This is a genomic window from Streptomyces sp. NPDC004111 (assembly GCF_042874215.1).
Taxonomy (GTDB): Bacteria; Actinomycetota; Actinomycetes; order Streptomycetales; family Streptomycetaceae; genus Streptomyces.
The window spans coordinates 60,139-80,462 of sequence record NZ_JBIAMU010000033.1; the positions used below are offsets into that span (position 1 = coordinate 60,139).

The following is a 20,324-nucleotide window of genomic DNA, read 5'->3' on the forward strand; positions in this document are numbered from 1 at the left end:
GGCCAGGCACCCGCGCACCGGTCCGCCCCACCCGGCCGTCGGCCGGACCACCGGCCGGTGAGACGCTGGGAGTTGTGAACACGGCGCCGAGGGCGGAATCCTCCCGGGAATTCCTGACAGCGATCCGGGTCGGTGACATCTGGGGCGGCATCGTGGCGGGAGTGACCCGAAGCGGCACGGCGGTGCTCCTGGACGGCTTTCCCGCGCAACCGCTCGGTGTCGTCGGGGCGTTGGACCGGTCCTGGGGGCGGTTTCCGGGGACCGGGATCTCGGACGGAGACCGGATCTCCGCCGAGGTGATCGGCGTCGACCCGGAGCGCGGGGTGGTGCGGCTGTCCACGGCCGCGACGGAGAACCCCGAACTCTGGGCGTTCCTGAAGAACCTCCGTACGGGGCAGCGGCTTTCGGGCGAGGTCGCGTCGATCGAGACGTTCGGGGTGTTCGTGGCGCTGGACGACGGGCCCGGCCACCCGGTCTTCCCCGGGGTCGGGTTCATCTCCGTCGCGGAGCTGGCCTGGCCGCGCTTCGAGGCGATCTCGGACGTCGTGACGGTGGGGGAGCGCATCACGTGCGAGTTCCTCCAGTTCGACACGACGAACGGCGAGGCCAGGCTCTCCCTGCGGGCGACGCGGCCCGATCCGTTCCAGGAGTTCGCGGACCGCACCCACGCGGGGCAGCGGCTGCGGGGCCGGGTCACCAAACTGATTCCGTTCGGCTTCTTCGTGGAGATCGCCCCCGGGATCGAGGGGCTGGTCCACCGGGACGAAACGGTCCCCACGCCCGCCGGGACCTGGGACGAGGCCGTCCGCGTCGGCGACGGGACGACCGTCGTCGTCGTGGAGGTCGACCGCGAGCGGCGAAGGATCCGCCTCTCCTCACGCCTGGCCCACACCCCGGGACCCACCGCCCCCGCAGCACCATCGCGCCCGCTGAAACCCCGCTGAAACAGAGCCCTCCGTACCTCCCCGAGCCGGAACCCCCGTACAGGAGTCGCACGGTGGGCAACGGGTAGGGCGATCTTGACGGCCGACGCCGGCCGTTCGATCGGGAAGGTGAGGTTTCCATGGCCGAGATACGGCTCCGGGTCCGCGACGCGGGCGGCGAGGACAGTACGTTCCACCTCGATACGGCGGACCCCCTGCAGGAGGTCATGCACGCGTTCGCGGAACGCACCGACCAGCCGCAGGGCGTGCTGCGCTTCACCTACCGGGGGGACAGACTGCTGTCCACGTCCACACCGCACGAACTCGGCATGCAGGACGACGACCTGATCGAAGCGGCGACGACCAGCGGGGAGTAGCCGGGGGTGGGGGCGGGGCGGCTGCCGCCGCCCGGCGCCCGTCGGCCGGGCAGGCCGGCCGACGCTCCCGGGTGCCGCTCCCGCCTCCCGTGTACGCTCGGCTGCGTACCGCATCGCATGGCGGCCCCGTGACAGTTGCCCGTCGATCCGACGGCCCGGCCACCGGAGGCCCCACATGTCCGCACTCACCGTGCGCCCCTTCCACCGCGACGACCGCGACCAGCTCACCGAACTGGTCAACCAGCACGTCGCCGCCGTCGTTCCCGGCGTCGGTGTCTCGGTCAACACCGTGCTCAGCAGCCTGGAGCGGCAGGCCGACGAGTTCATCACCGACTCCTGGGTGGGCGAGCGGGCCACGCTCGTCGCGGAGCAGCGCGGGACGGTGGTGGCCGCCGCCCACCTGCTGCGCTACCGCGCCGACGCCGAGGTGGGCGAGGACTACCGGGACGTGGGCGAGATCGACTGGTGCGTCTTCCGTCCGGCGGCCTCCTTCTGGCCGGACTCCGGCGAGGCCGCGCAACTGCTGATGACCGCCTGCCTGGCGCTGTTCGCGCGCTGGAACGTCCGCGCCCGCTACGCCTCGGGCGCGCTGCCCGCCCCGGTCGTCCACGGGCTGCCCCGGAACTGGCCGCACATCCGCGCGCTCTACGAGAACGCGGGCTTCCGGCACGTCGGCGACACGGAGGTGGTCCTGATCGCCCGTACCGCCGACCTGCCCGCCGCCGAGCCCCTGCCCGGGGTGACGGCCGAGCGCACCCTCGGGGAGTGCGGCACGAGGTTTACCGCGTACGCCGACGGGAGCGCGGTCGGCTTCGTCGAGGTGGACACGGCCCTGGCCCGCCCCGAGCGCCACACCCGTGCCACGGGCCTCGCCGACATCGGCAATCTGCACATCGAGCCGGCCAACTCCGTTGCGGGCCTGGCGCACTGGCTGCTCGCCCGCGCCGCGGACTGGCTCCGTCTGTGCGGTGTGGACCGCCTCGTCGCGTACGAGACGGCCGACGACCGGGGCGCGACGGACCTGCTGCTCTCGGCGGGCTTTCGCGAACTGACCCGCATCGACCGCCGCTGGCAGCACTTGGCGCGTACGGAGAGCCGCAAGAACGGGAGGTGAGGAGATTCCTCACGCGCGGTGTGCGCAGCCCACCGCCTCGGCCACGGAGGTGAAGCCGTGCCCGGCGAGCGCGCTGCGCAGTTCGTCGGCCACGCGGGTCGGGGCGTGCGGGTCGTTGAAGATCGCGGTGCCGACGGCCACCGTGTCCGCGCCGGCCGCGACGAACTGCAGTGCGTCGCTCCCATTGCGGATGCCGCCCATCCCGCAGATCGGGACGGTGCGGGAAATGGCCCCCGACCGCATCGCCGCGTGGACCTGGTGCACGCAGCGCACCGCGACCGGCCGTACCGCGGGCCCGGACAGGCCCCCGGTGGAGCCCGCGAGGTGGGGGCGGAGGGTGTCGGGGTCGATGACCATGCCGAGCAGGGTGTTGATGAGGGACAGCCCGTCGGCGCCCGCTGCCACGCACGCCGCCGCGATGTCGACGACCGAGGTGACATCGGGGGAGAGCTTGGCGTAGACGGGCTGGGCGGGGTCGGCCGCCTCCCGTACCGCCTTGACGACGGTGTACGAGGCGTCCGCGCTGCACGCGAACACCGCGCCCCGGTCGGCCACGTTGGGGCAGGAGATGTTGACCTCGACACCCACGACACCGGGCAGCCCGCGCAGCCGCTGGGCGCAGTACGCGTACTCCTCGGCGTCGCGGCCCGCCACCGAGACCACGGTGCGCGCGCCCTGCTCGTACAGCCAGGGAAGTTCGTGGTCGATGAAGGCGTCGATGCCGCTGCCCTGGAGGCCGATGGAGTTGAGCATGCCGCTGGGCGTCTCCGCCATGCGCGGGGTCGCGCGGCCGGACCGGACGTAGGGCATCACCGTCTTGGTGACCAGCGCGCCCAGTGCGTCCAGCGGTACGAAGCGGGCCAGTTCCCGGCCGTAACCGGCGCATCCGGAGGCCGTGGTGACGGGACCGGGCAGGAGTACGTCGCCGAAGCGCGCCGTCATGTCGGGGGTGGCGGCCTGAGCCGTCGTCGTGCTCATCAGTGCAGTCCCATCGCTTCGGCGCCTTCGAGCCCGGCGGGCAGTGTGCCCGCCTCGTCCCAGCGCACCCGGGTCCCGTCGAAGCACGGGCCGTCCACACACGCCCGGACGAACCGTGCCACCCCGTCGTCGCCGACGACCGGCAGCACACAGCTCATACAGGCGCCGACGCCGCACGCCATCGCCTCCTCCACGGCCGTCCAGGCCCGGACGCCGTGGCTCTCGGCGACCTCGGTGACGGCCCGCAGCATGCCCATGGGGCCGCAGGCGTAGACGGCGGTGGCCTCCGTCCGGGCGATCAGTTCCGGCAACGGGCCGGTGACCAGGCCGCGTCGGCCCGCCGAGCCGTCGTCCGTGGTGATCGCGACCCGCCCGGTCAGGCAGCGGGCCTCCGCCACGCCGAACAGCCGCTCCGCGCTCGATGCCCCGCAGACGAAGGCCACTTGGGGCGCGCCCGCGTTCAGCAGGCGCCGGGCGAGGGGGATCAGCGGGGCGACCCCGTAGCCGCCGCCGACCAGGACGGCGGGTCCGGGCTCCGGCGGCACCGGGAACGGGGTGCCCAGCGGCGCGATGACGTCCAGCTCGTCGCCCGACCGCAGCCGGGCCAGCTCGGCGGTGCCCGCCCCGCGCCGCGCGAAGACGACCTCGATCGTGGCGTTCACCGGATCGGCGCGGTGCAGGGAGAAGGCGCGCCGCAGCAGCAGCGCGGAGGCGCCGGGTCTGCCGATGGCGACGGCCGCGAAGTGCCCCGGCAGTACGTGCTCGGCGATGCCCTCGGCGCGCAGCACCAGCCGGTGGTAGGCGCCGACGGGGGTAAGGGAGACGACGACGGCGTTCGTCTGCCGCGGCGTGGTCATGACGTACGCCCTTCTCGAAAGGATGGATGCGCCCCGCTGCCTGCGAAGCTACGGGGCGGCCCGGGGAGGGGAAACGGGCGAAGGTCCTGAGGCGGCGGGCCGGAAGCCACGTCGTGGGCGGCCGGAACCGAGGGCCGGAGTGGGCGTGCTCACGCGTCGTTGGCGGCGGCCGGTCCCGGGGGCCGGGTCGGGCGTGCTCACGCGTCGTTCCGCAGGCCGGTGAGCACCGGGCGGTGGTCGCTGCCCAGGTCGGGCAGGACCGTCGTACCGGTCGCCGAAAGACCGCGTACCAGGACGTGGTCGAGCCGCACGACCGGGAACGACGCCGGCCAGGTGAAGCCCGGCCCCGCGCCAGCCTCCTCGTGCGTGGAGCGCAGCGGCCCGGTCAGCCGCGCCAGACCGCGGTCGCGCAGGCTGCCGTTGAGGTCGCCGAACACCACCACCCGCCGGGCGGGGTCCTGGGCGAGGCGGTCGGCGAGCAGGTCCGCGCTCGCGTCGCGGCGGCCCACCGTGAAGCCCCGGTCGAGGGTGACGCGTACGGACGGCAGGCGCACCGCGTACAGCGCCGTGTCACCGGCGGGAGTGCGGGCGACGGCCCGCACCGCGTGCGGCCAGGCACCGCCCAGGTCCAGCTTCTCGACGTCCCGCAAGGGGTAGCGGGACCAGAGGCCGAGGGTGTCGCCGGCGGCGTGGTGCGGGTAGCGGGCGCGCAGTTCCCGCGCGTACACCGGCAGGACGGTGCGCGGCACCTTCTCCAGCGCCACGACGTCGGCTCCGCTGGCGAGCACCGCGCGGGCGGTGGCCGGCGCGTCGGTGCGGTCGCCGCCGACGTTCAGGGTCAGCACCCGGAAGTCGGGCCGTGCCGTGCCCTGTTCGGCCGGGGCGAGCAGACCCGGACCGAACAGCACCACCCAGGCGACCGCCGGGACCAGGACGCACACCACGGCCGCGAGCGAGCGCCGGACCAGCGCCCAGGCGGCGAGCGGCAGCACGGCGAGGCCCAGCCACGGCAGTACGGTCTCGGTCAGGCTGCCCAGGTGCCCGGGGCTGTTGGGCACCGCCCCGGGGAACACCAGGAGCGCGGCGAGCAGCACGCACAGGCAGACGAGGGGCAGGCCCGGCCGCCCCCGCACGGACCACGGCCGCCCCCGCACGGACCACGGGCGGCCCGGCCGCCCCGGGCCCGGCCGGTCCCGAGCCGGTCGTCCTCCGGAGCGCCGCCCCTTCACAGCTCCTCGCCGCCCGTACGCCCGCGAACGGGCCCCCAGCCGGCCAGGCCGAGGGCGACCGCCGTCACCGAGGCACCCAGCAGGGCGCCGCACAGGACGTGTGCGGCGCCCGACGCGAGGACCGTCGCCGGCTGCTCGGGGGAGACGAGGATCATGGTGGCGGTCCGCAGCGATTCGTGGGGCGTCACCGGGCGCCCCCCGCGACGTGGTCCTCGTGCGGCAGCAGCAGCACCCGGTCACGCGCGTCGTACTCGAAGAGTTCCGCGTAACGGCCCCAGGTGATCGCCAGCGCTAGCTGCTGCCGGGACGCCTGCTCGGAGGAGCCCGCCAGGAGCCGGTCCGTCACGTGGTGCTCGCGCAGGCGCCCGCCGTCGGAGGCCATGAGGAGCGTACGGATGGTGGCGATGAGCGGCACGTTGGCGAGCACCGCTGCGGCGAACAGGTGCTTGCGGGTGAGGATGTCGGCGTTCGCGAAGCCCCGCCCGGTGGCGGTCAGCCGCAGCTCGCCGGTGTCGATCCGGGCGTAGGCCAGCAGCTGCGCCGCCTCCACCAGCGGCATCAGGTCGTCGACCTCGTACGACAGAGCGTCCGCGAGGGCAGGCAGTGCCATGGCCCCGTCCTGGCCGTCGAGCTCCTCCAGGAGGCCGGTCAGCTGCTCCACGTTGGCCTGCGGCAGCGGGGCCGCGGCGCCGAGCGGGTCGTGCGTGCCGAGCGGCGCCGGGGTGTCGGACCGTTCGCCGGTCAGGCACTCGTACGCGTCCTCGATGAGCGCCTCGAAGCCGGGGGTGCGGCGGTTGCGGGGCCGGGGCAGGTCCACCCGCAGCTCGGCCGCGATGGTGCCGGGGTCGCTGCCCAGGATGAGGATGCGGTCGGCGAGCTGGACGGCCTCCTCAATGGAGTGGGTGACCAGCAACGCGGTGCGGGTGGGGCTCTGGGGGCGGGCGAGGAGTTCGAGCAGTTCGTTGCGCAGGGTCTGCGCGGTGAGGACGTCCAGCGCGGAGAACGGCTCGTCCATCAGGAGCACGTCCGGCTCCACGACCAGCGCGCGGGCGAACCCGACGCGCTGGCGCATACCGCCCGACAGCTCCTTGGGGTAGGCGTTCTCGAAACCGTCGAGCCCCACCGTGTCGATGGCTTCCAGGGCCTGCCTGCGCCGCGTGTAGGGCAGCACGCCCTTGGCCTGAAGGCCCAGTTCGACGTTCTGCTGCACGGTCAGCCAGGGCATCAGGGCGAAGGACTGGAACAGCATGGCGGTGCCCGGGTTGGGGCCGTTCACCGGCGCGCCGCGGTAGCGGACCGTGCCGGAGGACGGGGCGAGGAGCCCGGCGATGTGCCGCAGCAGCGTGGACTTGCCGGACCCCGACTTGCCCAGCAGCGCGACGATCTCGCCCTCGCGCAGGGTCAGTTCGATGTCCTGGAGCACGGGCAGTACGTCGCCGGTGGGCGAGGTGAAGTGCTTGTGGAGCCCGCTGACGGTGATGACGTCGTGGGTGCCTTCGGCGGCGGCGGGCGCCGGGGTGCGGGTGGCGGTGGTGTTCATGGAGTCGCTCCTGAGGGACGTGGAGGTACGGGGGTGGGGGTGCCGGTAGCGGCTCGGGTCGAGGTGCCGGCACCCGGGGCGGGGCCGCGTCGGGCGGCGCGCGGTCACAGCGCGCACCGCTTCTGCGCGAACAGGTACAGCCGCCGCCAGAGCAGCCGGTTGATGAGGACGACGTACACGCTCATCAGGACCGCGCCGAGGAAGTTGCGGGCGAAGTCGCCCGAGTCGGTGGCCTGCGTGATGTAGGCGCCGATACCGACGGCGGTCAGCGTCGTGGTGCCGTAGCTGACCAGCTCACCGGGGATGGACGCGTTCCAGGCACCGCCGGAGGCCGTCAGCGCGCCGGTCGTGTACGAGGGGAGGACGGCGGGCAGGATCAGCTTCTTCCAGCGCAGCCAGCCGCGCAGTCCCAGGTCGTCGGAGGCCTCGCGCAGGTCGCCGGGGATGGAGCTGGCGCCCGCGATCACGTTGAACAGCACGTACCACTGGGCGCCGAGCGCCATCAGCGCGATGGCACCCCAGTTCAGGGACATGCCCGAGGCGCTGAGGACCACGACGGCGAGCGGGAAGAGGAAGTTGGACGGGAAGGAGGCGAGGACCTGCACGATCGGCTGGGCGATCCGGTTGACCCGCGGGTTCATCCCGATCCAGGCGCCGACGGGCACCCAGACGAGGGTGGACAGGACCACGAGGATCATGACGCGGCCGTAGGTGATCAGCGCGAGCCAGGCCGCGTGGCCGACCTCGCTCAGCGGGACGCTGTCCAGGATGTACGCGCAGGCCTTCCCCAGGACGAGCGCGACGGTGACCGTGTACAGCACGTAGAAGACGATGTCGGCGAGCCTGCGGCGGACCGGGTCGTGGTGCAGCCGCCCGGGGCTGGTGCCCAGGACCCGCATGGCACGGTCCAGCTGTTCGCCGACCGGTCGCAGCAGCCGGCCCAGCAGTGCGGGCAGGGTGGAGCGGCGCAGCACGTTCAGGAACCAGCTGCGGGGCTGCTCGGCGATCTCGCAGTCCTCGGTGCGGAACCGCTCGGCCCACGCGGTGATCGGCCGCCAGAAGAAGAAGTTGACGGAGACGACCATCGCGATCATCACGAGGATGGCGAGGGCGACCCGGCCGCCCTCCCCGTTGTCCAGGGCCTGCGCCACGTAGGAGCCGACACCCGGCAGCCCGTTGTCCTGTCCGTTGACGCTGATCGTCTCGGACGCGGACAGCGCGAACCACGCCGCACCGAAGCTGATCATGCCGTTCCAGACCTGGGCGATCATGCCGCTGGGCAGGTCGACCTTCCAGAACCGCTGCCAGCGGGTGAGGCGCATCAGACGGGCCGCCTCGTCCAGCTCCTTGGACTGGGTGGTGAGCGACTGGTAGAAGGCCATCGTCATGTTCCACACCAGCGCGGTGAACACGGCGAAGACGGACGCCATTTCGAGGCCGAGCGTGGAGCCGGGGAACATCGCGATGAAACCGGTGACGGTGATGCTCAGGAAGGTGAGCACCGGTACCGACTGGAGGATGTCCACGGCCGGCACGATCACCTTGGCCGCGCGCCGCGAGCGGGCCGCCCAGGTGCCGAAGACGAAGGTGAAGAGCACGGCCGGGACGAGACCGGCGAACATCCGCAGCATCGAGCGCGCCGCGTAGTACGGCAGTTGGCCGGGATCGGTGGACACGACCGGCGGCCGGCCCGCGTCGTAGGGCTGGTCGGTCGAGGCGCCGACCCTGGCCACCAGGTAGAAGACCGCGACGAGCCCGAGCAGTACGAGGACGTCGGCGGGGCGCAGCCGGGCGACGCGCACGGCGGCGTCGCGGGAGCGCGGCGGGGTGGGAGCGGGGGACTGGCGGAGCTTGGACATGGTGGAACCCGGAAGGTATGCGGGCACGGCGGCACGGCGCGGCACTGCCGCGCGGCACGGGCCCGGGGGCGGGGTGGCCCGGGGCACGGAGAGCCCGGCGGGCGGTGGGGCGAAAAGGGCGGGACGCGGTGCGGCCCCGGGCGGCGACGCGCGTCGGGGCGCGCCGGGCCGCTCGGACCGGTGGGAGCCGGACCCCTCAGGCCGTTCGGGCGGCGGGGCCGAGCCGCGGCTGTCCGGCGGAGTGGGCACGCACGGAGCAGCGGGATGCACGACTGGGAGGGTCGCTGTACGGCACAACGACCACCTCCTCACATCCTCGGGCGGCGCTCTTCCGGCGCCGCCCCTCCACCCTGACGCGGGGAGGCTGAAGGCAGCCTGAGCGACCTGAAGCGGCCTTCAGGAACCCCGGGCCAGGACCGCCCGCGCGGCCGATTCCTCCCACGTCCCCCCGGCCGTCTCCGCGGCCGGTCCGCCCCTCACCACCCGGCCGTCCGCGCGGGCGGTTCGCCGCACAATCACGAGGTATGTGACATTTGAGCAGTGAAGATCCTGGTCATCGAAGACGAGCAAGCACTCGCCGACACCCTGCGCCGGGCCGTCTCCTCGGACGGCCACTGGGTGGACGTCGCCCACGACGGGCACACCGGCCTGGAGTTGGCGCTCACCGGCGGCTACGACGTCGTCGTGCTGGATCTGATGCTGCCCGGCCTCGGCGGCCTGGAGGTCTGCCGCCGGCTGCGCGCCGTGGACCAGCACGCCCTCGTCCTGATCCTCACCGCGAAGGACGGGGAGTACGAGGAGGCCGACGGGCTCGACGCGGGCGCCGACGACTACCTCACCAAGCCGTTCTCGCTCGTCGTGCTGCTCGCCCGGCTGCGCGCCCTGGGCCGCCGGGCCGGACGCGAGCGGCCCGCGACCCTCCAGGTCGGCGACCTCACGCTCGACGTGGCCGCCCGGCTGTGCAAACGCGGCGAGCGGACCGTCGAGCTGACCGCACGCGAGAGCGAAGTGCTCGCCTGCCTGCTCACCGCGGGCGGCGGCACCGTGTCGAAGCAGGACATCCTCGACGAGGTCTGGGACTCGCCCGCGGACCTCGACCCCAACATCGTCGAGGTGTACGTCAGCTCGCTGCGCAGAAAGATCGACACCCCCTTCGGCCGGCACACCATCCGTACCGTCCGGGGCATCGGCTACCGGCTGGCTCCCGATGACGCCTGACCCCGCGGCCGACGGCGGCACGCCGGGCGACCGCGCCGCGGACACCACCGGCACACCCCCGCCCGCCCGGCACGCACCGGGACGGTCCGCCCCACGCGCCCCGCGCCGCCTCCGCCCGCACGCGCCGCGCACCCTGCGCGCCCGCGCCACCCTGGCGGCCGTCCTCGTCATGGTGGTGGCCCTCGCCCTCGGCGGCGGCTGGCTGTACGTCACGCTGCGCGGCAACCTCGCCGACAGCACCGCGGCCCGCACCGAGCTGGCCGCCCGGCAGGCCGCCGCGGACATCGCCGCCCGGCCCGGACCGCTGCCCGCCGACATGCCGGAACCGGCGGGCGGCGTGGACGCCCTCGTCGTCCTCGACGACCGGGGCCGCCCCCTGACCAGCACCGCCCCCGACCCCGCCGCCCGCGCCGCGCTCCTCGCCGGGTTCCGGCCCGCCCCCGGCGAGGACTCCGCCGTACGGGACTTCGCCCCCGCCCCCGCACTGGCCGGCCACACCAGCCTCGTCGCCGTCGTGAGCACCCCCTCGCCGCACGGCGAGCGCTACGTCTACGCGATGACCATCCTCAACGCCGAGTCCGACGCCCAACGGGCACTGGGCACCACCATCCTGGTCGGCGCCCCGGTGGTCGCCCTGCTCACCGGCCTCATCGCCTGGTTCGCGACCGGGGCCGCACTGCGCCCCGTGGAGTCCATCCGCAGGGAACTCGCCGGCGTCACCGCCGACCGGCTCGGTCACCGGGTGCCGGCCCCCGGCGGGCGCGACGAGATCACCCGCCTCGCCGAGACCGTCAACGACACCCTGGAACGGCTGGAGCGCTCCGTGACCCGCCAGCGCCAGTTCGTCGCCGACGCCTCCCACGAACTGCGCAACCCCATCGCGGCCACCCGCGCCGAACTCGAACTGGCCCTGCTGAACCGGCCCGATCCCGACACCGCGGCCTCCCTCTCCCAGGCACTCGCCAGCACCGTACGGCTGGAGCACATCGCCACGGACCTGCTGCTCCTCGCCCGCCTCGACGCCCGCCGGCCGCCCGCCGCGCAACTGGTCGACCTGTCGCTGCTGGCCGCCGAGAAGATCGCCCGGCGGCGCTCGGCCCGGGTGCCGCCGACCCTGGACGCGGACGACGACCCCGTACTCGTACGGGCGGACCCCGGACAGCTGGAGCGGCTGCTGGCCAACCTCCTGGACAACGCCCAGCGGTTCGCCGACACCCGGGTGCGGATCACCACCACCGACGACCCCGCCACCGGCACCGCGCTGCTCGCGGTGGAGGACGACGGGCCCGGCATTCCGCCCGAGGCGCGGGAAGCGGTGTTCGAACGGTTCACCCGCCTGGAGGCGGACCGCAACCGGGCCAGCGGAGGCACCGGGCTGGGCCTCGCCATCGCCCGTGAGATCGCGCACGCCCACGGCGGCACGCTGCGGGTGGAGCCGGGCGAGCCGGGCGAGCGGGGTGCGCGGATGGTGCTGCGGCTGCCCAGGGCCGACGGGCCGGAGCACGGCTGACGCGCGCCGCCGGTACCGGAGAGGCCGCTCCCGGCCCCGCGACCGGTTCCTGAAGCCCTCTTCCGGTTCCTCAGCAGCCGTTCAGGAACGGACGCCCAGGATCGTCCCATGCCCCAGCACCGAGCCGACAGCAACCGCTCACGCCGCCATCGCTCACGCCGCCGGAGCTCGGGCCGACGCGGTCCGCGCCGCGGCGCCCGGCTCGGCCGTACGCTGCTGATCCTCACCGGCGTCCTCGGGCTCTGCGGCGGCGCGGCGGCCTGGTACCTGTACCGCGAGATCGACAGCATCGGCTCCTCGTCCGCACTGGACGGCGACGCGCCCAGGTCCGAGGCCGGCGCGACGAACATCCTCCTGATGGGCCTCGACACCCGCAAGGACCTGAACGGCGAGGAACTCCCCGCACCCGTGCTGAAGAAGCTGCACGCGGGAAGCTCCGAGATCGGCGGCTACAACGCCAACACGCTGATCCTGCTGCACATCCCCGCCGACGGCGGCAAGGCCAAGGGCTTCTCCATCCCGCGCGACGACCTGGTCGACATCCCCGGGCACGGCAAGGACAAGATCAAGAAGGCGTACGGCCTGGCCAAGGCCGCCGAGGAGACCCGGCTGCGCGGCCAGGGCGTCAGGGACGGCCGCGAACTGGAGCACGCGGGCCGGGAAGCGGGCCGCAAGTCCCAGATCAGGACCGTGCGCGAATTCCTCGGCGTCCCCGTCGACCACTTCGCCGAGGTCAGCCTGGCGGGCTTCTTCCGCCTGGCGGACGCGCTGGACGGGGTCGAGGTCTGCCTCAACAAGCCTGCCAAGGACCGCTACTCGGGGGCCGACTTCCCGGCGGGCCGGCAGAAGCTCGACGGGCAGCAGGCACTGGCCTTCGTACGCCAGCGGCACGGGCTGGCCCGCGGGGACCTCGACCGCACCCGCCGCCAGCAGGCCTTCCTCGCCTCCGCCCTGCACCAGGTCAACAGCGTGGGCACGCTGACCAACCCGGCCAGGCTGCTCGACCTCAAGAACGTGGTGAAGGACAACGTGGTGCTCGACGAGGGCTGGGGCGTCTTCTCCTTCGTGCAGCAGGCCAAGAACCTGACCGGCGGGAAGGTGGAGTTCACCACCCTGCCGGTGGAGCGCTTCGCCAAGCACCACGGCGAGGACGTCAACATCGTCGACCGCGACCTGGTGCGCCGGCGCGTCCAGGAGCAGACCGCCGACAAGCCCGCACCGGACCGCTCGCACGGCACCCCGAAGCAGGACTCCAAGGACTCCAAGGACTCCAAGGGCCCCGAGGACCACGGCGAGGAGTCCACGAAGCACCCGGACGAGGACGCGGGGAAGAACGAGGACAAGGTGGCCGGGGGAGGCGTGCCGTGCGTGAACTGAACACGGACGCGACGTACCCCGCCGGCCCGCCGCCCCGCGCGGCGAACACCCGCGGCCCCCGGGCCCACCCGCCCCACACGGCCCCTGCGTCTCGTACGGGCCGCCCACAGGCCCGGCCGCCGCGCGGCCGTGGCCACCGGACGCCCGCGCCGGACGGCCCGTACGGGCCCGGCCCCCGCACCCCCGCGCAGGACGAGGACGACGCGCAGGCCCGTCGGCCGAACCCGCGGCGCGCGGAAGCGATGCTGCTGGCACTCGGCCTCAGCATCGTCGTGTTCGGCCACCTCGTCGCGAGCCTGGCGATCACCGGCGAACTCCCCGCGAACCCGACCGGGTTCGCCCTCTCGCAGCTGTGCCTCGTCACCACCGCCCACCTCGCGGTCCGCAGGTTCACACCGCACGCCGACCCGCTGATCCTCCCCGTCGCCTACCTCCTCACCGGCCTGGGACTCGTCCTGATCCAGCGCCTGGACCTGTCCTACGCCGAGCGGTTCGGCTCGGCACCCGCGGGCGGCGGCCAGCTCGTCTGGACCGTACTCGCGGTGGCCGTCGCCATCCTCGTCCTGTGGACGCTGCGGGACTACCGGCAGCTCCAGCGCTACCTGTACGTCACGATGGCCGCGTCGCTCGCGCTGCTCATGGCGCCCGCCTTCTTCCCCGGTGACACCTACGGCGCCAAGCGCTGGGTCTACCTCGGGCCGCTCTCCTTCCAGCCGGGCGAGTTCGCCAAGCTGAGCATCGTGGCGTTCTTCGCCGGGTTCCTGGTGCTCCACCGCGACGCCCTGTCCTGCACGGGCCGCAAGTGGCTCGGCATGACGCTGCCGTACGGCCGCCAGATCGGCCCCATCGCCGCGGTCTGGCTGACCAGCCTGCTGGTCCTGGTCTTCGAACGGGACCTGGGTACCTCGCTGCTCTTCTTCGGCCTGTTCGTCGCCATGCTGTACATCGCCACCGAACGCACCAACTGGGTGGCGTGCGGCATCGCCATGACCGTCGTGGGCGCCGTGGCCGTCGGCGCGACCGAACCGCACGTACGGGGTCGGATCGCCGCCTGGCTGCACCCCTTCGACATCTACCTGCCGCCCGACCAGCGGCCGGCGGGCCTGGTCTCCGACCAGGCGGCCGAGGCGCTCTTCGGGTTCGGCAGCGGTGGCCTCACCGGCACCGGCCTGGGGCAGGGCCACCCCGAACTCATCGGATTCGCCGGACGCAGCGACTTCATCCTCACCACCGTCGGCGAGGAACTCGGCCTGGCCGGTGTCATGGCGGTGCTGCTGCTCTACACGCTCCTGGTCACCCGGGGTTTCCGTACGGCCCTCACCTGCGGCAACCCCTTCGGTAAACTGCTCGCCGCGGGGCTGTCGCTGGTGCTCGGGTTCCAGGTGTTCATCATCGTGGCCGGAGTCACCGGACTGATGCCCTTCACCGGTAAGGCACTGCCCTTCCTCGCCCAGGGCGGCTCGTCGATGGTCGCCAACTGGCTTCTGATCGCCTTGCTCCTGACGATCAGTCACCAAACCCGGCGGGACCTCTGCCGCGCCCGGCAACCGGACAGGGACACCCAGCACGACGCGACCATGGCCATCCACACCGGCGGCACCCCCGGCTCCGCCCGCACGGGCCGGGGAACGCCGGGCCACGGCTGAAGCGGACAGGGCCCTCAGGAACCGGACTTCCGCACCGTGTTGGCCCGGTCGCCCGCCGGCCCGCCGCCACGCGCCACCGACCGGCCACCGCCCGCCGCCCCGGCCCCGCCCTCCGTGTTCTCGGCCACGCCCTCCGCGCTCGCTGCCACGCCCTCCGCGCTCCCGTCCGCCGGGTCCGTCGCGCGGACCTGGTCCAGGGTCCGTACCCGGGGTATGGGCGAGGCCAGCAGCCACAGCAGGGACAGGGACCCGCCGACAGCGGCGACGACGAGCGTCGCCCTGAGGCCGAGCTGGGTCGCGAGCAGACCGCCGACGACGGCTCCGAGCGGGCGAATGCCGTAGTTGAGAGTGCTGAAGGCGCCCGCGACCCGGCTGCGCATGCGGTCCGGGATCACCGCGGCCTGGAGCGAGTTGAGATTGACGTCGAACAGCATGACGCCGAACCCGGAGAGGAAGTTCGCCGCGGCCAGGGCCCCGGCACGGACCCAGAGTGGGCCGCCCGCCGCCGCGGCGAGGGCGATCGGCGCCGGGAACAGCACCGAGCCCACGAGGATGCTGCGCCCCACACCGATCCGCCGCGAGATCCTCGGGGCGATTACCGCGCCGAGCAGGGCGCCGCTCGCCCCGACCCCGAGGGCGACGCCGATCACCCCGGCGGACAGCCCCAGGTCCCGGCTGGCGAACAGCACGACCAGCCCGCTGCCCGCGACGAAGGTGAAGAAGTTGACGGTCGCCGCGCAGCCGAGGGCGGCCCGCAGCACCGGGTGTCCCACGACGTACGACAGACCCGCCCGGGAGCGCCGCAGCAGCGAGGGTGCCGCCTCCGCGGAGGCGGCAGGGGGTTCGTCGACGGCGACCTTGCCGAGCAGCACCGCCGACGCCACGAAGGTCAGGGCGTCCAGGACGAGGGTGACGGGCGCGCTCAGGGCCTGGACCAGCACGCCCCCGATGGCCGGCCCGGCGACCTGGGAGGCGGAACGGCTGGCGCTGAGCTTGCTGTTCGCGTCGACGTACGAGGAACGCGGTACGAGACGTACGAAGAAGGGCGGATAGGCGTTGTTGAACAGCACCCCGGCGGCGCCGGTCAGCAGCGCCACCGCGTACAGCTGTACCAGCGTCACCGCCCCCAGCAGGTACGCGGCCGGCACGCTGAGCAGCACTCCGGCGCGCACCAGGTCGGCGAGGATCATCAGGCGGCGCTTGCGGGGCCGGTGGTCGACCCAGGCGCCCAGCAGGACGGCGAGCAGGTTCGGGGTCCAGATCAGCGCGGTCAGCCAGGCCACTTGGTTGGCCGTGGCGTTCAGGGCGCCGACGGCTATCAGGGGCAGGGCGAGTTCGGTGATCCGGTCGCCGAACTGGGAGACCGACTGACCTGCCCAGAACCGCAGGAACCGTCGGTCCCGCCACAGGGATGCCGTGGTGTCGGCGCGCACGCCGCTCACCGCGCCTCCCCCCGCGGCCCGGCCTTCCCGTCCCGCCCGGCCGGCTCCTCGTCGCCCTCCGGGAGGACGTAGCGCATCAGCCGGACGCCCCGGGCGTCGGCGGGCCGCTCGTCCGGATCGCGGGTGACGTACGGTGCGAGCACCCTCTCGATCGCGTCCTCGACGGCGGCGAGCTCTTCGGCGGAGACGACGAGGCGAGTGTCGGCCAGCCCTGCCAACCGGCTCCATTCCGGGCCCAGTTCGGGTTCGACCTCGGCGGCCCACCGGCCCGGCACCTCCGCGTGCCGCAGGAACATCTGCTGCGTCAGCACCCGCGCGGCCGACCGGCCCTCCTCGTCCGCCGGGTCCTTGGGCGACTCGAACCGGAACCCGCGCGCCACCGCCTCCCACCGCCGCTGACGGCGGTCCGGCCCCGGCTCGCTGTCCCGGACCAGCCCGAAACCCGCCAGGTGCCGCAGATGCCAGCTGGTCACGGTCGGAGTGGCCCCCACATGGGGCGACAGCTCCGTGGCGGTCGCCGGCCCGTGCCGCCGCAACCGGTCGAGGATCGCGAGCCGCACCGGATGGGCCAACGCGCGCATCGCCTGCGGATCGGTGATCTCGATGTCGCCCAGTCGGTTGTTGGATTCCATGACGTGAGAGTGTCCTCTCATAATTCGTGAGAGTCAACGCTCGTATCTGCCGGGGGTGTTCCAGCGGAGTGAAGGGGGAGCGGGGTGCGATGTGAGGTAACGGCGCACATATCCCCGGGCGCCCGGACCTGCGGCACGGCAGGATAGATGGATGGATCAACCACTTGACGTGCCCGAACTCGCCGCCGACGCGGGGTTCGGACTCCGGCCCTGGCGGCTCTCGGACCTCCCCCTGGTCAGCGAGGCGTCCCAGGACGCGTACATCCCCCTCATCACCACCGTGCCCTCGCCCTACTCGGAGCCGGCGGGCGTCGCGTTCGTCCAGCGGCAGTGGGGGCGGGCGACCGCGCGCAGCGGGTATCCGTTCGTCATCGTGAACGCGGCCGGCCGGCCGGTCGGGACCGTCAGGCTGTGGTTGCGCGACCTGGGACAGGGCCGGGCCTCGCTGGGCTACTGGGTCGTCGAGTCGGCGCGCGGACAGGGTGCGGCGGCCGCCGCGCTCGGTGCCGTCGCCGACTGGGCGCTGACCACCCTGCGCATCCCCCGACTGGAGCTGTACGTGGAGCCGTGGAACACCGGCTCCGTACGCACCGCGGAGCGCGCCGGGTTCCGGCGCGAGGGGCTGCTGCGGAGCTGGCAGCAGGTGGGACCGGACCGGCGGGACATGTACATGTACGCGCTGCTGAACGGAGAACGGTGAGGTCCCGGCCCTCCCGGACGCCCGCCCGCATTCCCGCACGGACCCCGAGCGGCCCCTGTCCCCCCACGTGGTGGGGGGACAGGGGCCGCTGGAGACGGGCCCTCTGCGCTACGCCGACGCGTCAGCCGTGGCGCAGCAACTGCTCCGGGGCGACCAGCCGCTGGGGCACCGGCACCTGTGCCGCCCCGCGGGCCGGCGCGGCCGGCTTGGCCGGGGTGCCGCTCACCGCGCCGTCCACGTAGCCGACCAGCGCCGCACCGATCGGGTTCGGCAGCGGCGTGCCGTCGTCGGCGAACCGCTCGTACTTCATCAGGTTGTAGCCGATCGCGACCTGGCGGCGCCCGTCCTCCGTGGACAGCGCCCAGGTCCCCGCCCCGAACACGCCTCCGTCGTGGCCCCAGTACCAGCCGCCGCTGGGCATCTGGAGCGTGTACAGACCCAGGCCGTACCGCATCTGCGCCTCCTGCCCCGGCTCGGGCTCGTACGCGGGGACCGTCCTCTTCATCTCCCGCAGCTCCGCCGCCCCGAGCAGCTTGCCGCTCAGGAGCTGACGGTAGAAGTTGTTGAGGTCGTCCGTCGTGGAGACCATGGCCCCGGCCGTCCCGGCCCACGACATGTCGTACACGCTGTAGTCGCGCGCCGGTTCGATGGTGCCGTAGAAGGACTCGTACATCTTGGCGTGCGGTCCGGAGATGCGCGGGGAGTGCGGGAAGTAGGTGTGCCGCAGCCCGGCCTTGCGGATGACGTTCCGGCTGATGTACGCCTCGGGGTCCTGGCCCGTGACCTTCTTCAGCAGCTGCCCGGCGATGAGGTAATTGGTGTTCGAGTAGGAGTGGGTGCCGCGCGGTGCCACCGGCTTGGCGGCCAGGCCGAGGCGGATCAGGTCCTCGGGGTCCAGCTTGCGGAACCTGCCCTCGTCCAGGGCCTGCCCGGGGTCCTGGGCCAGCTTGGGGAAGGCGGGAAGTATGTAGTCGGCGATGCCGCTCGTGTGGTTCAGCAGCATCCGCACCGTCACCTGCCGGCCGCGCTCGCCGGGCACCAGCTCGGGGAGGTAGTCGCCGATCGGGGCGTCCAGGGCGACGCGCCCCTTGGCGACCTGCTGGAGCACGGCCACCGAGGTGAAGGTCTTGGTGATGCTGCCGATCCGGTGCTGGTAGTGCGGCTGCATCGGCCGCCCGTTGCCGATGTCGGCGACACCGGTCGCCCCGCGCCACTGCTCGGAGCCGTCCCGGACCGACGAATAGGCCCCGTACATCCCGGCCTTGTGGAACGCGTCGAGCGAGGCGCGCAGCGCCTTCCGGTCGAGGGCGGAGGCCGCGGCGGGAGCGGCGGACGCCTCGGACGCGGTGACGGAGGCCGACTGCGGCGCGGCTGCCGAGGCCGGAAGCGCGCCGACCGCCAACGACAGCAGAACCGCCGAGGCCACTGCGGTCATACGGGCTCTCGGGCGGTTCGTGCGAAGACTCGGCTGCGTGAGGCGCATACGTGGATCCCGTCTCATCGGATGGAAAGGGCAGGTGTCTCCATCCTTGGCGCGTCACACCGGAAATCCGTCCGACTTCAGAACGACCTTGCTCACACGAAGGGATGACGTTTGTCAGGTTTGCTTGCGAACGACGTGATCATCTCGTATGGGATGGGGCGACGGTGGATGTCGAGTTCGGTCCCGGACCAACGAAGCGGCTCACGAGCGGATCTGACGGGCAGTATGACGTGCCCGCCCGGTGAGCGCCTTGACCTCAAGCGCGATCGAGCTTTTAGCGTGTCCCGGAGTTGATCGCCTGACGACGGGAGGACGCGCGGATGATTCTCGTGACCGGAGCCACCGGAAACATCGGAAGTGCGCTGCTGGGGCAGTTGCACGCGCAGGGTGCGGGGCCGGTGAGAGCGCTGACCCGGGACGCCGCACGGGCCCGGTTCCCCGACGGCGTCGAGGCCGTCGAGGGCGACCTGGCCGATCCGAAGTCGCTGAAGTCCGCTCTGGAGGGGGTGCGTTCGCTGTTCCTCCTGCCGAGGCTCGGTCCGGACGCGGAGATCGTCGGGGCGGCACGGGCGGCGGGAGTGGAACACGTGGTGCTGGTGTCGTCCATCACCGTGCAATCCCACCCGCACCTGGGCCCCGCCGAGGAGAACCGGGAGGTCGAACGGCTGGTCCAGGACAGCGGCCTGGCCTGGACGGTCCTGCGGCCGACGCAGTTCGCCTCCAACGCCCTGATGTGGGCGGCACCGATACGCGACCGCGCGACGGTCCACGCGCCGTACGCGGACACCGGACTGCCCACGATCCACCCCGCCGACATCGCCTCGGTGGCCCGCGCGGCACTCACCGAGCCGGGCCACCGGGGGCGGACGTACGCCCTGACCGGTCCCGAGCCGGTGAGTCCGAGGCAGCAGGTCGCGGCCCTCGCGGAAGTCCTCGGGCGGGAGCTGCCGTTCGCCGCAATCAGCAGGCAGGAGGCCCGTGCGGGGATGGCCGCGGTCTTCGGGGAGGAGGCGGCGGACGCGGTCCTGGACGTGACGGGCGGGGACCTCAACGAGGAGGTGCTCAGGGTGCGCGACACCGTCGTACGGATCACGGGCTCCCCGGCCAGGCCGTTCCGGCAGTGGGCCCAGGAGAATGCCGACGCGTTCCGCTGAGTCCTCGCCGGAATGCCGTGGCGGGGGGGGGCCCCCCGGGGGCCCCCCCCCCCCCGCCGGGGCGGGGGGGGGGGGCCCCGGGGGGGGGGCCGCCCGGCGGGGGGGGGGGGGGGGGTTTCCGGGGGGGCCCCCCCCGCCCCCCCCCCCGCCCCCGCCCGCGCCCCCCCCCCCCCCCCGCCCCCCCCCCCGGCCCCCCCCCCCGGCGGGGGCCCCCCCCCGACGCGAGGACCGTCGCCGGCTGCTCGGGGGAGACGAGGATCATGGTGGCGGTCCGCAGCGATTCGT

18 protein-coding genes are annotated in these 20,324 nt (G+C 73.4%); 9 read left to right on the plus strand and 9 right to left on the minus strand.

Features of this window, described 5'->3' with window-relative positions; genetic code table 11:
• The first annotated feature begins 74 nt into the window (after nt 1-74).
• The 3 genes from ACFYVL_RS41560 (at nt 75) to ACFYVL_RS41570 (ending at nt 2,414) form a co-directional block, all read left to right on the plus strand.
• Nucleotides 75-944 carry a S1 RNA-binding domain-containing protein gene (locus ACFYVL_RS41560; protein WP_389254758.1) on the plus strand — a complete coding sequence of 290 codons (870 nt, stop codon included), beginning with the start codon at nt 75-77 and terminating at the stop codon, nt 942-944.
• A 119-nt stretch (nt 945-1,063) separates the two neighbouring features.
• On the plus strand, nt 1,064-1,300 hold the full coding sequence (locus ACFYVL_RS41565; protein ID WP_389254761.1) for a sumo domain-containing protein: 237 nt from the start codon (nt 1,064-1,066) through the stop codon (nt 1,298-1,300).
• A gap of 175 nt (nt 1,301-1,475) precedes the next feature.
• On the plus strand, nt 1,476-2,414 hold the full coding sequence (locus ACFYVL_RS41570; protein ID WP_389254763.1) for a GNAT family N-acetyltransferase: 939 nt from the start codon (nt 1,476-1,478) through the stop codon (nt 2,412-2,414).
• Nucleotides 2,415-2,423: 9 nt separating this feature from the next.
• Here the strand turns inward: ACFYVL_RS41570 and ACFYVL_RS41575 are convergent, their stop codons facing one another.
• The 6 genes from ACFYVL_RS41575 to ACFYVL_RS41600 all read right to left on the minus strand — a co-directional run bounded on the left by ACFYVL_RS41575 (nt 2,424) and on the right by ACFYVL_RS41600 (nt 8,877).
• Nucleotides 2,424-3,392: a dihydroorotate dehydrogenase gene (locus ACFYVL_RS41575; protein ID WP_389254766.1), complete on the minus strand. Its 969-nt coding sequence runs from the start codon at nt 3,390-3,392 to the stop codon at nt 2,424-2,426.
• Nucleotides 3,392-4,249 carry a dihydroorotate dehydrogenase electron transfer subunit gene (locus ACFYVL_RS41580; RefSeq protein WP_389254768.1) on the minus strand — a complete coding sequence of 286 codons (858 nt, stop codon included), beginning with the start codon at nt 4,247-4,249 and terminating at the stop codon, nt 3,392-3,394. The genes ACFYVL_RS41575 and ACFYVL_RS41580 overlap by 1 nt, the downstream gene beginning before the upstream one ends.
• A gap of 197 nt (nt 4,250-4,446) precedes the next feature.
• Complete coding sequence (locus ACFYVL_RS41585; RefSeq protein ID WP_389254770.1) at nt 4,447-5,382, minus strand: endonuclease/exonuclease/phosphatase family protein; 936 nt, start codon at nt 5,380-5,382, stop codon at nt 4,447-4,449.
• Between the two features lie 92 nt (nt 5,383-5,474).
• Nucleotides 5,475-5,666, minus strand: coding sequence for a hypothetical protein (locus ACFYVL_RS41590; protein ID WP_389254772.1), 192 nt, complete (start codon nt 5,664-5,666; stop codon nt 5,475-5,477).
• A complete protein-coding gene (locus tag ACFYVL_RS41595; RefSeq protein ID WP_389254774.1) occupies nt 5,663-7,018 on the minus strand; it encodes a nitrate/sulfonate/bicarbonate ABC transporter ATP-binding protein in 1,356 nt (451 codons plus the stop codon). The genes ACFYVL_RS41590 and ACFYVL_RS41595 overlap by 4 nt, the downstream gene beginning before the upstream one ends.
• A 104-nt stretch (nt 7,019-7,122) precedes the next feature.
• Entirely contained in the window at nt 7,123-8,877 is a 1,755-nt protein-coding gene (locus tag ACFYVL_RS41600) for an ABC transporter permease (protein ID WP_389254775.1), read from the minus strand.
• Between the two features lie 540 nt (nt 8,878-9,417).
• On the opposite strand from ACFYVL_RS41600, the gene ACFYVL_RS41605 reads away from it, so the two are divergent.
• From ACFYVL_RS41605 to ACFYVL_RS41620, 4 genes are all read left to right on the plus strand, one after another.
• On the plus strand, nt 9,418-10,095 hold the full coding sequence (locus ACFYVL_RS41605; protein WP_389254776.1) for a response regulator transcription factor: 678 nt from the start codon (nt 9,418-9,420) through the stop codon (nt 10,093-10,095).
• A complete protein-coding gene (locus ACFYVL_RS41610) occupies nt 10,085-11,605 on the plus strand; it encodes a sensor histidine kinase (RefSeq protein WP_389254779.1) in 1,521 nt (506 codons plus the stop codon). Before ACFYVL_RS41605 ends, ACFYVL_RS41610 begins: the two co-directional genes overlap by 11 nt.
• A 108-nt stretch (nt 11,606-11,713) precedes the next feature.
• Nucleotides 11,714-12,982, plus strand: a complete 1,269-nt coding sequence (locus tag ACFYVL_RS41615) for an LCP family protein (protein WP_389254781.1) — start codon at nt 11,714-11,716, stop codon at nt 12,980-12,982.
• A 242-nt stretch (nt 12,983-13,224) separates the two neighbouring features.
• Nucleotides 13,225-14,628 carry an FtsW/RodA/SpoVE family cell cycle protein gene (locus tag ACFYVL_RS41620; protein WP_389254803.1) on the plus strand — a complete coding sequence of 468 codons (1,404 nt, stop codon included), beginning with the start codon at nt 13,225-13,227 and terminating at the stop codon, nt 14,626-14,628.
• A 14-nt stretch (nt 14,629-14,642) separates the two neighbouring features.
• Here ACFYVL_RS41620 and ACFYVL_RS41625 read toward each other — a convergent pair whose 3' ends face one another.
• Nucleotides 14,643-16,070: an MFS transporter gene (locus ACFYVL_RS41625; protein WP_389254783.1), complete on the minus strand. Its 1,428-nt coding sequence runs from the start codon at nt 16,068-16,070 to the stop codon at nt 14,643-14,645.
• A complete protein-coding gene (locus ACFYVL_RS41630; RefSeq protein WP_389254785.1) occupies nt 16,067-16,702 on the minus strand; it encodes an ArsR/SmtB family transcription factor in 636 nt (211 codons plus the stop codon). Before ACFYVL_RS41630 ends, ACFYVL_RS41625 begins: the two co-directional genes overlap by 4 nt.
• A gap of 151 nt (nt 16,703-16,853) precedes the next feature.
• Here ACFYVL_RS41630 and ACFYVL_RS41635 point away from each other — a divergent pair, with 151 nt between their 5' ends.
• Nucleotides 16,854-17,402 carry a GNAT family N-acetyltransferase gene (locus tag ACFYVL_RS41635; protein ID WP_389254787.1) on the plus strand — a complete coding sequence of 183 codons (549 nt, stop codon included), beginning with the start codon at nt 16,854-16,856 and terminating at the stop codon, nt 17,400-17,402.
• 121 nt (nt 17,403-17,523) lie between these two features.
• Here the strand turns inward: ACFYVL_RS41635 and ACFYVL_RS41640 are convergent, their stop codons facing one another.
• Nucleotides 17,524-18,837: a serine hydrolase domain-containing protein gene (locus ACFYVL_RS41640; protein ID WP_389254790.1), complete on the minus strand. Its 1,314-nt coding sequence runs from the start codon at nt 18,835-18,837 to the stop codon at nt 17,524-17,526.
• A 368-nt stretch (nt 18,838-19,205) separates the two neighbouring features.
• On the opposite strand from ACFYVL_RS41640, the gene ACFYVL_RS41645 reads away from it, so the two are divergent.
• Nucleotides 19,206-20,039: an SDR family oxidoreductase gene (locus ACFYVL_RS41645; RefSeq protein WP_389254794.1), complete on the plus strand. Its 834-nt coding sequence runs from the start codon at nt 19,206-19,208 to the stop codon at nt 20,037-20,039.
• The last annotated feature ends 285 nt before the right edge of the window (nt 20,040-20,324 follow it).

What these genes read in the sequence shown, in the direction of transcription:
- ACFYVL_RS41570 (WP_389254763.1), top strand. Translation starts at nt 1,476, where the DNA reads ATGTCCGCACTCACCGTGCGCCCCTTCCACCGCGACGACCGCGACCAG.
- ACFYVL_RS41595 (WP_389254774.1), bottom strand. Translation starts at nt 7,018, where the DNA reads ATGAACACCACCGCCACCCGCACCCCGGCGCCCGCCGCCGCCGAAGGC.
- ACFYVL_RS41565 (WP_389254761.1), top strand. Translation starts at nt 1,064, where the DNA reads ATGGCCGAGATACGGCTCCGGGTCCGCGACGCGGGCGGCGAGGACAGT.
- ACFYVL_RS41610 (WP_389254779.1), top strand. Translation starts at nt 10,085, where the DNA reads ATGACGCCTGACCCCGCGGCCGACGGCGGCACGCCGGGCGACCGCGCC.
- ACFYVL_RS41630 (WP_389254785.1), bottom strand. Translation starts at nt 16,702, where the DNA reads ATGGAATCCAACAACCGACTGGGCGACATCGAGATCACCGATCCGCAG.
- ACFYVL_RS41640 (WP_389254790.1), bottom strand. Translation starts at nt 18,837, where the DNA reads ATGACCGCAGTGGCCTCGGCGGTTCTGCTGTCGTTGGCGGTCGGCGCG.
- ACFYVL_RS41620 (WP_389254803.1), top strand. Translation starts at nt 13,225, where the DNA reads ATGCTGCTGGCACTCGGCCTCAGCATCGTCGTGTTCGGCCACCTCGTC.
- ACFYVL_RS41645 (WP_389254794.1), top strand. Translation starts at nt 19,206, where the DNA reads ATGATTCTCGTGACCGGAGCCACCGGAAACATCGGAAGTGCGCTGCTG.
- ACFYVL_RS41600 (WP_389254775.1), bottom strand. Translation starts at nt 8,877, where the DNA reads ATGTCCAAGCTCCGCCAGTCCCCCGCTCCCACCCCGCCGCGCTCCCGC.
- ACFYVL_RS41615 (WP_389254781.1), top strand. Translation starts at nt 11,714, where the DNA reads ATGCCCCAGCACCGAGCCGACAGCAACCGCTCACGCCGCCATCGCTCA.
- ACFYVL_RS41575 (WP_389254766.1), bottom strand. Translation starts at nt 3,392, where the DNA reads ATGAGCACGACGACGGCTCAGGCCGCCACCCCCGACATGACGGCGCGC.
- ACFYVL_RS41635 (WP_389254787.1), top strand. Translation starts at nt 16,854, where the DNA reads ATGGATCAACCACTTGACGTGCCCGAACTCGCCGCCGACGCGGGGTTC.
- ACFYVL_RS41580 (WP_389254768.1), bottom strand. Translation starts at nt 4,249, where the DNA reads ATGACCACGCCGCGGCAGACGAACGCCGTCGTCGTCTCCCTTACCCCC.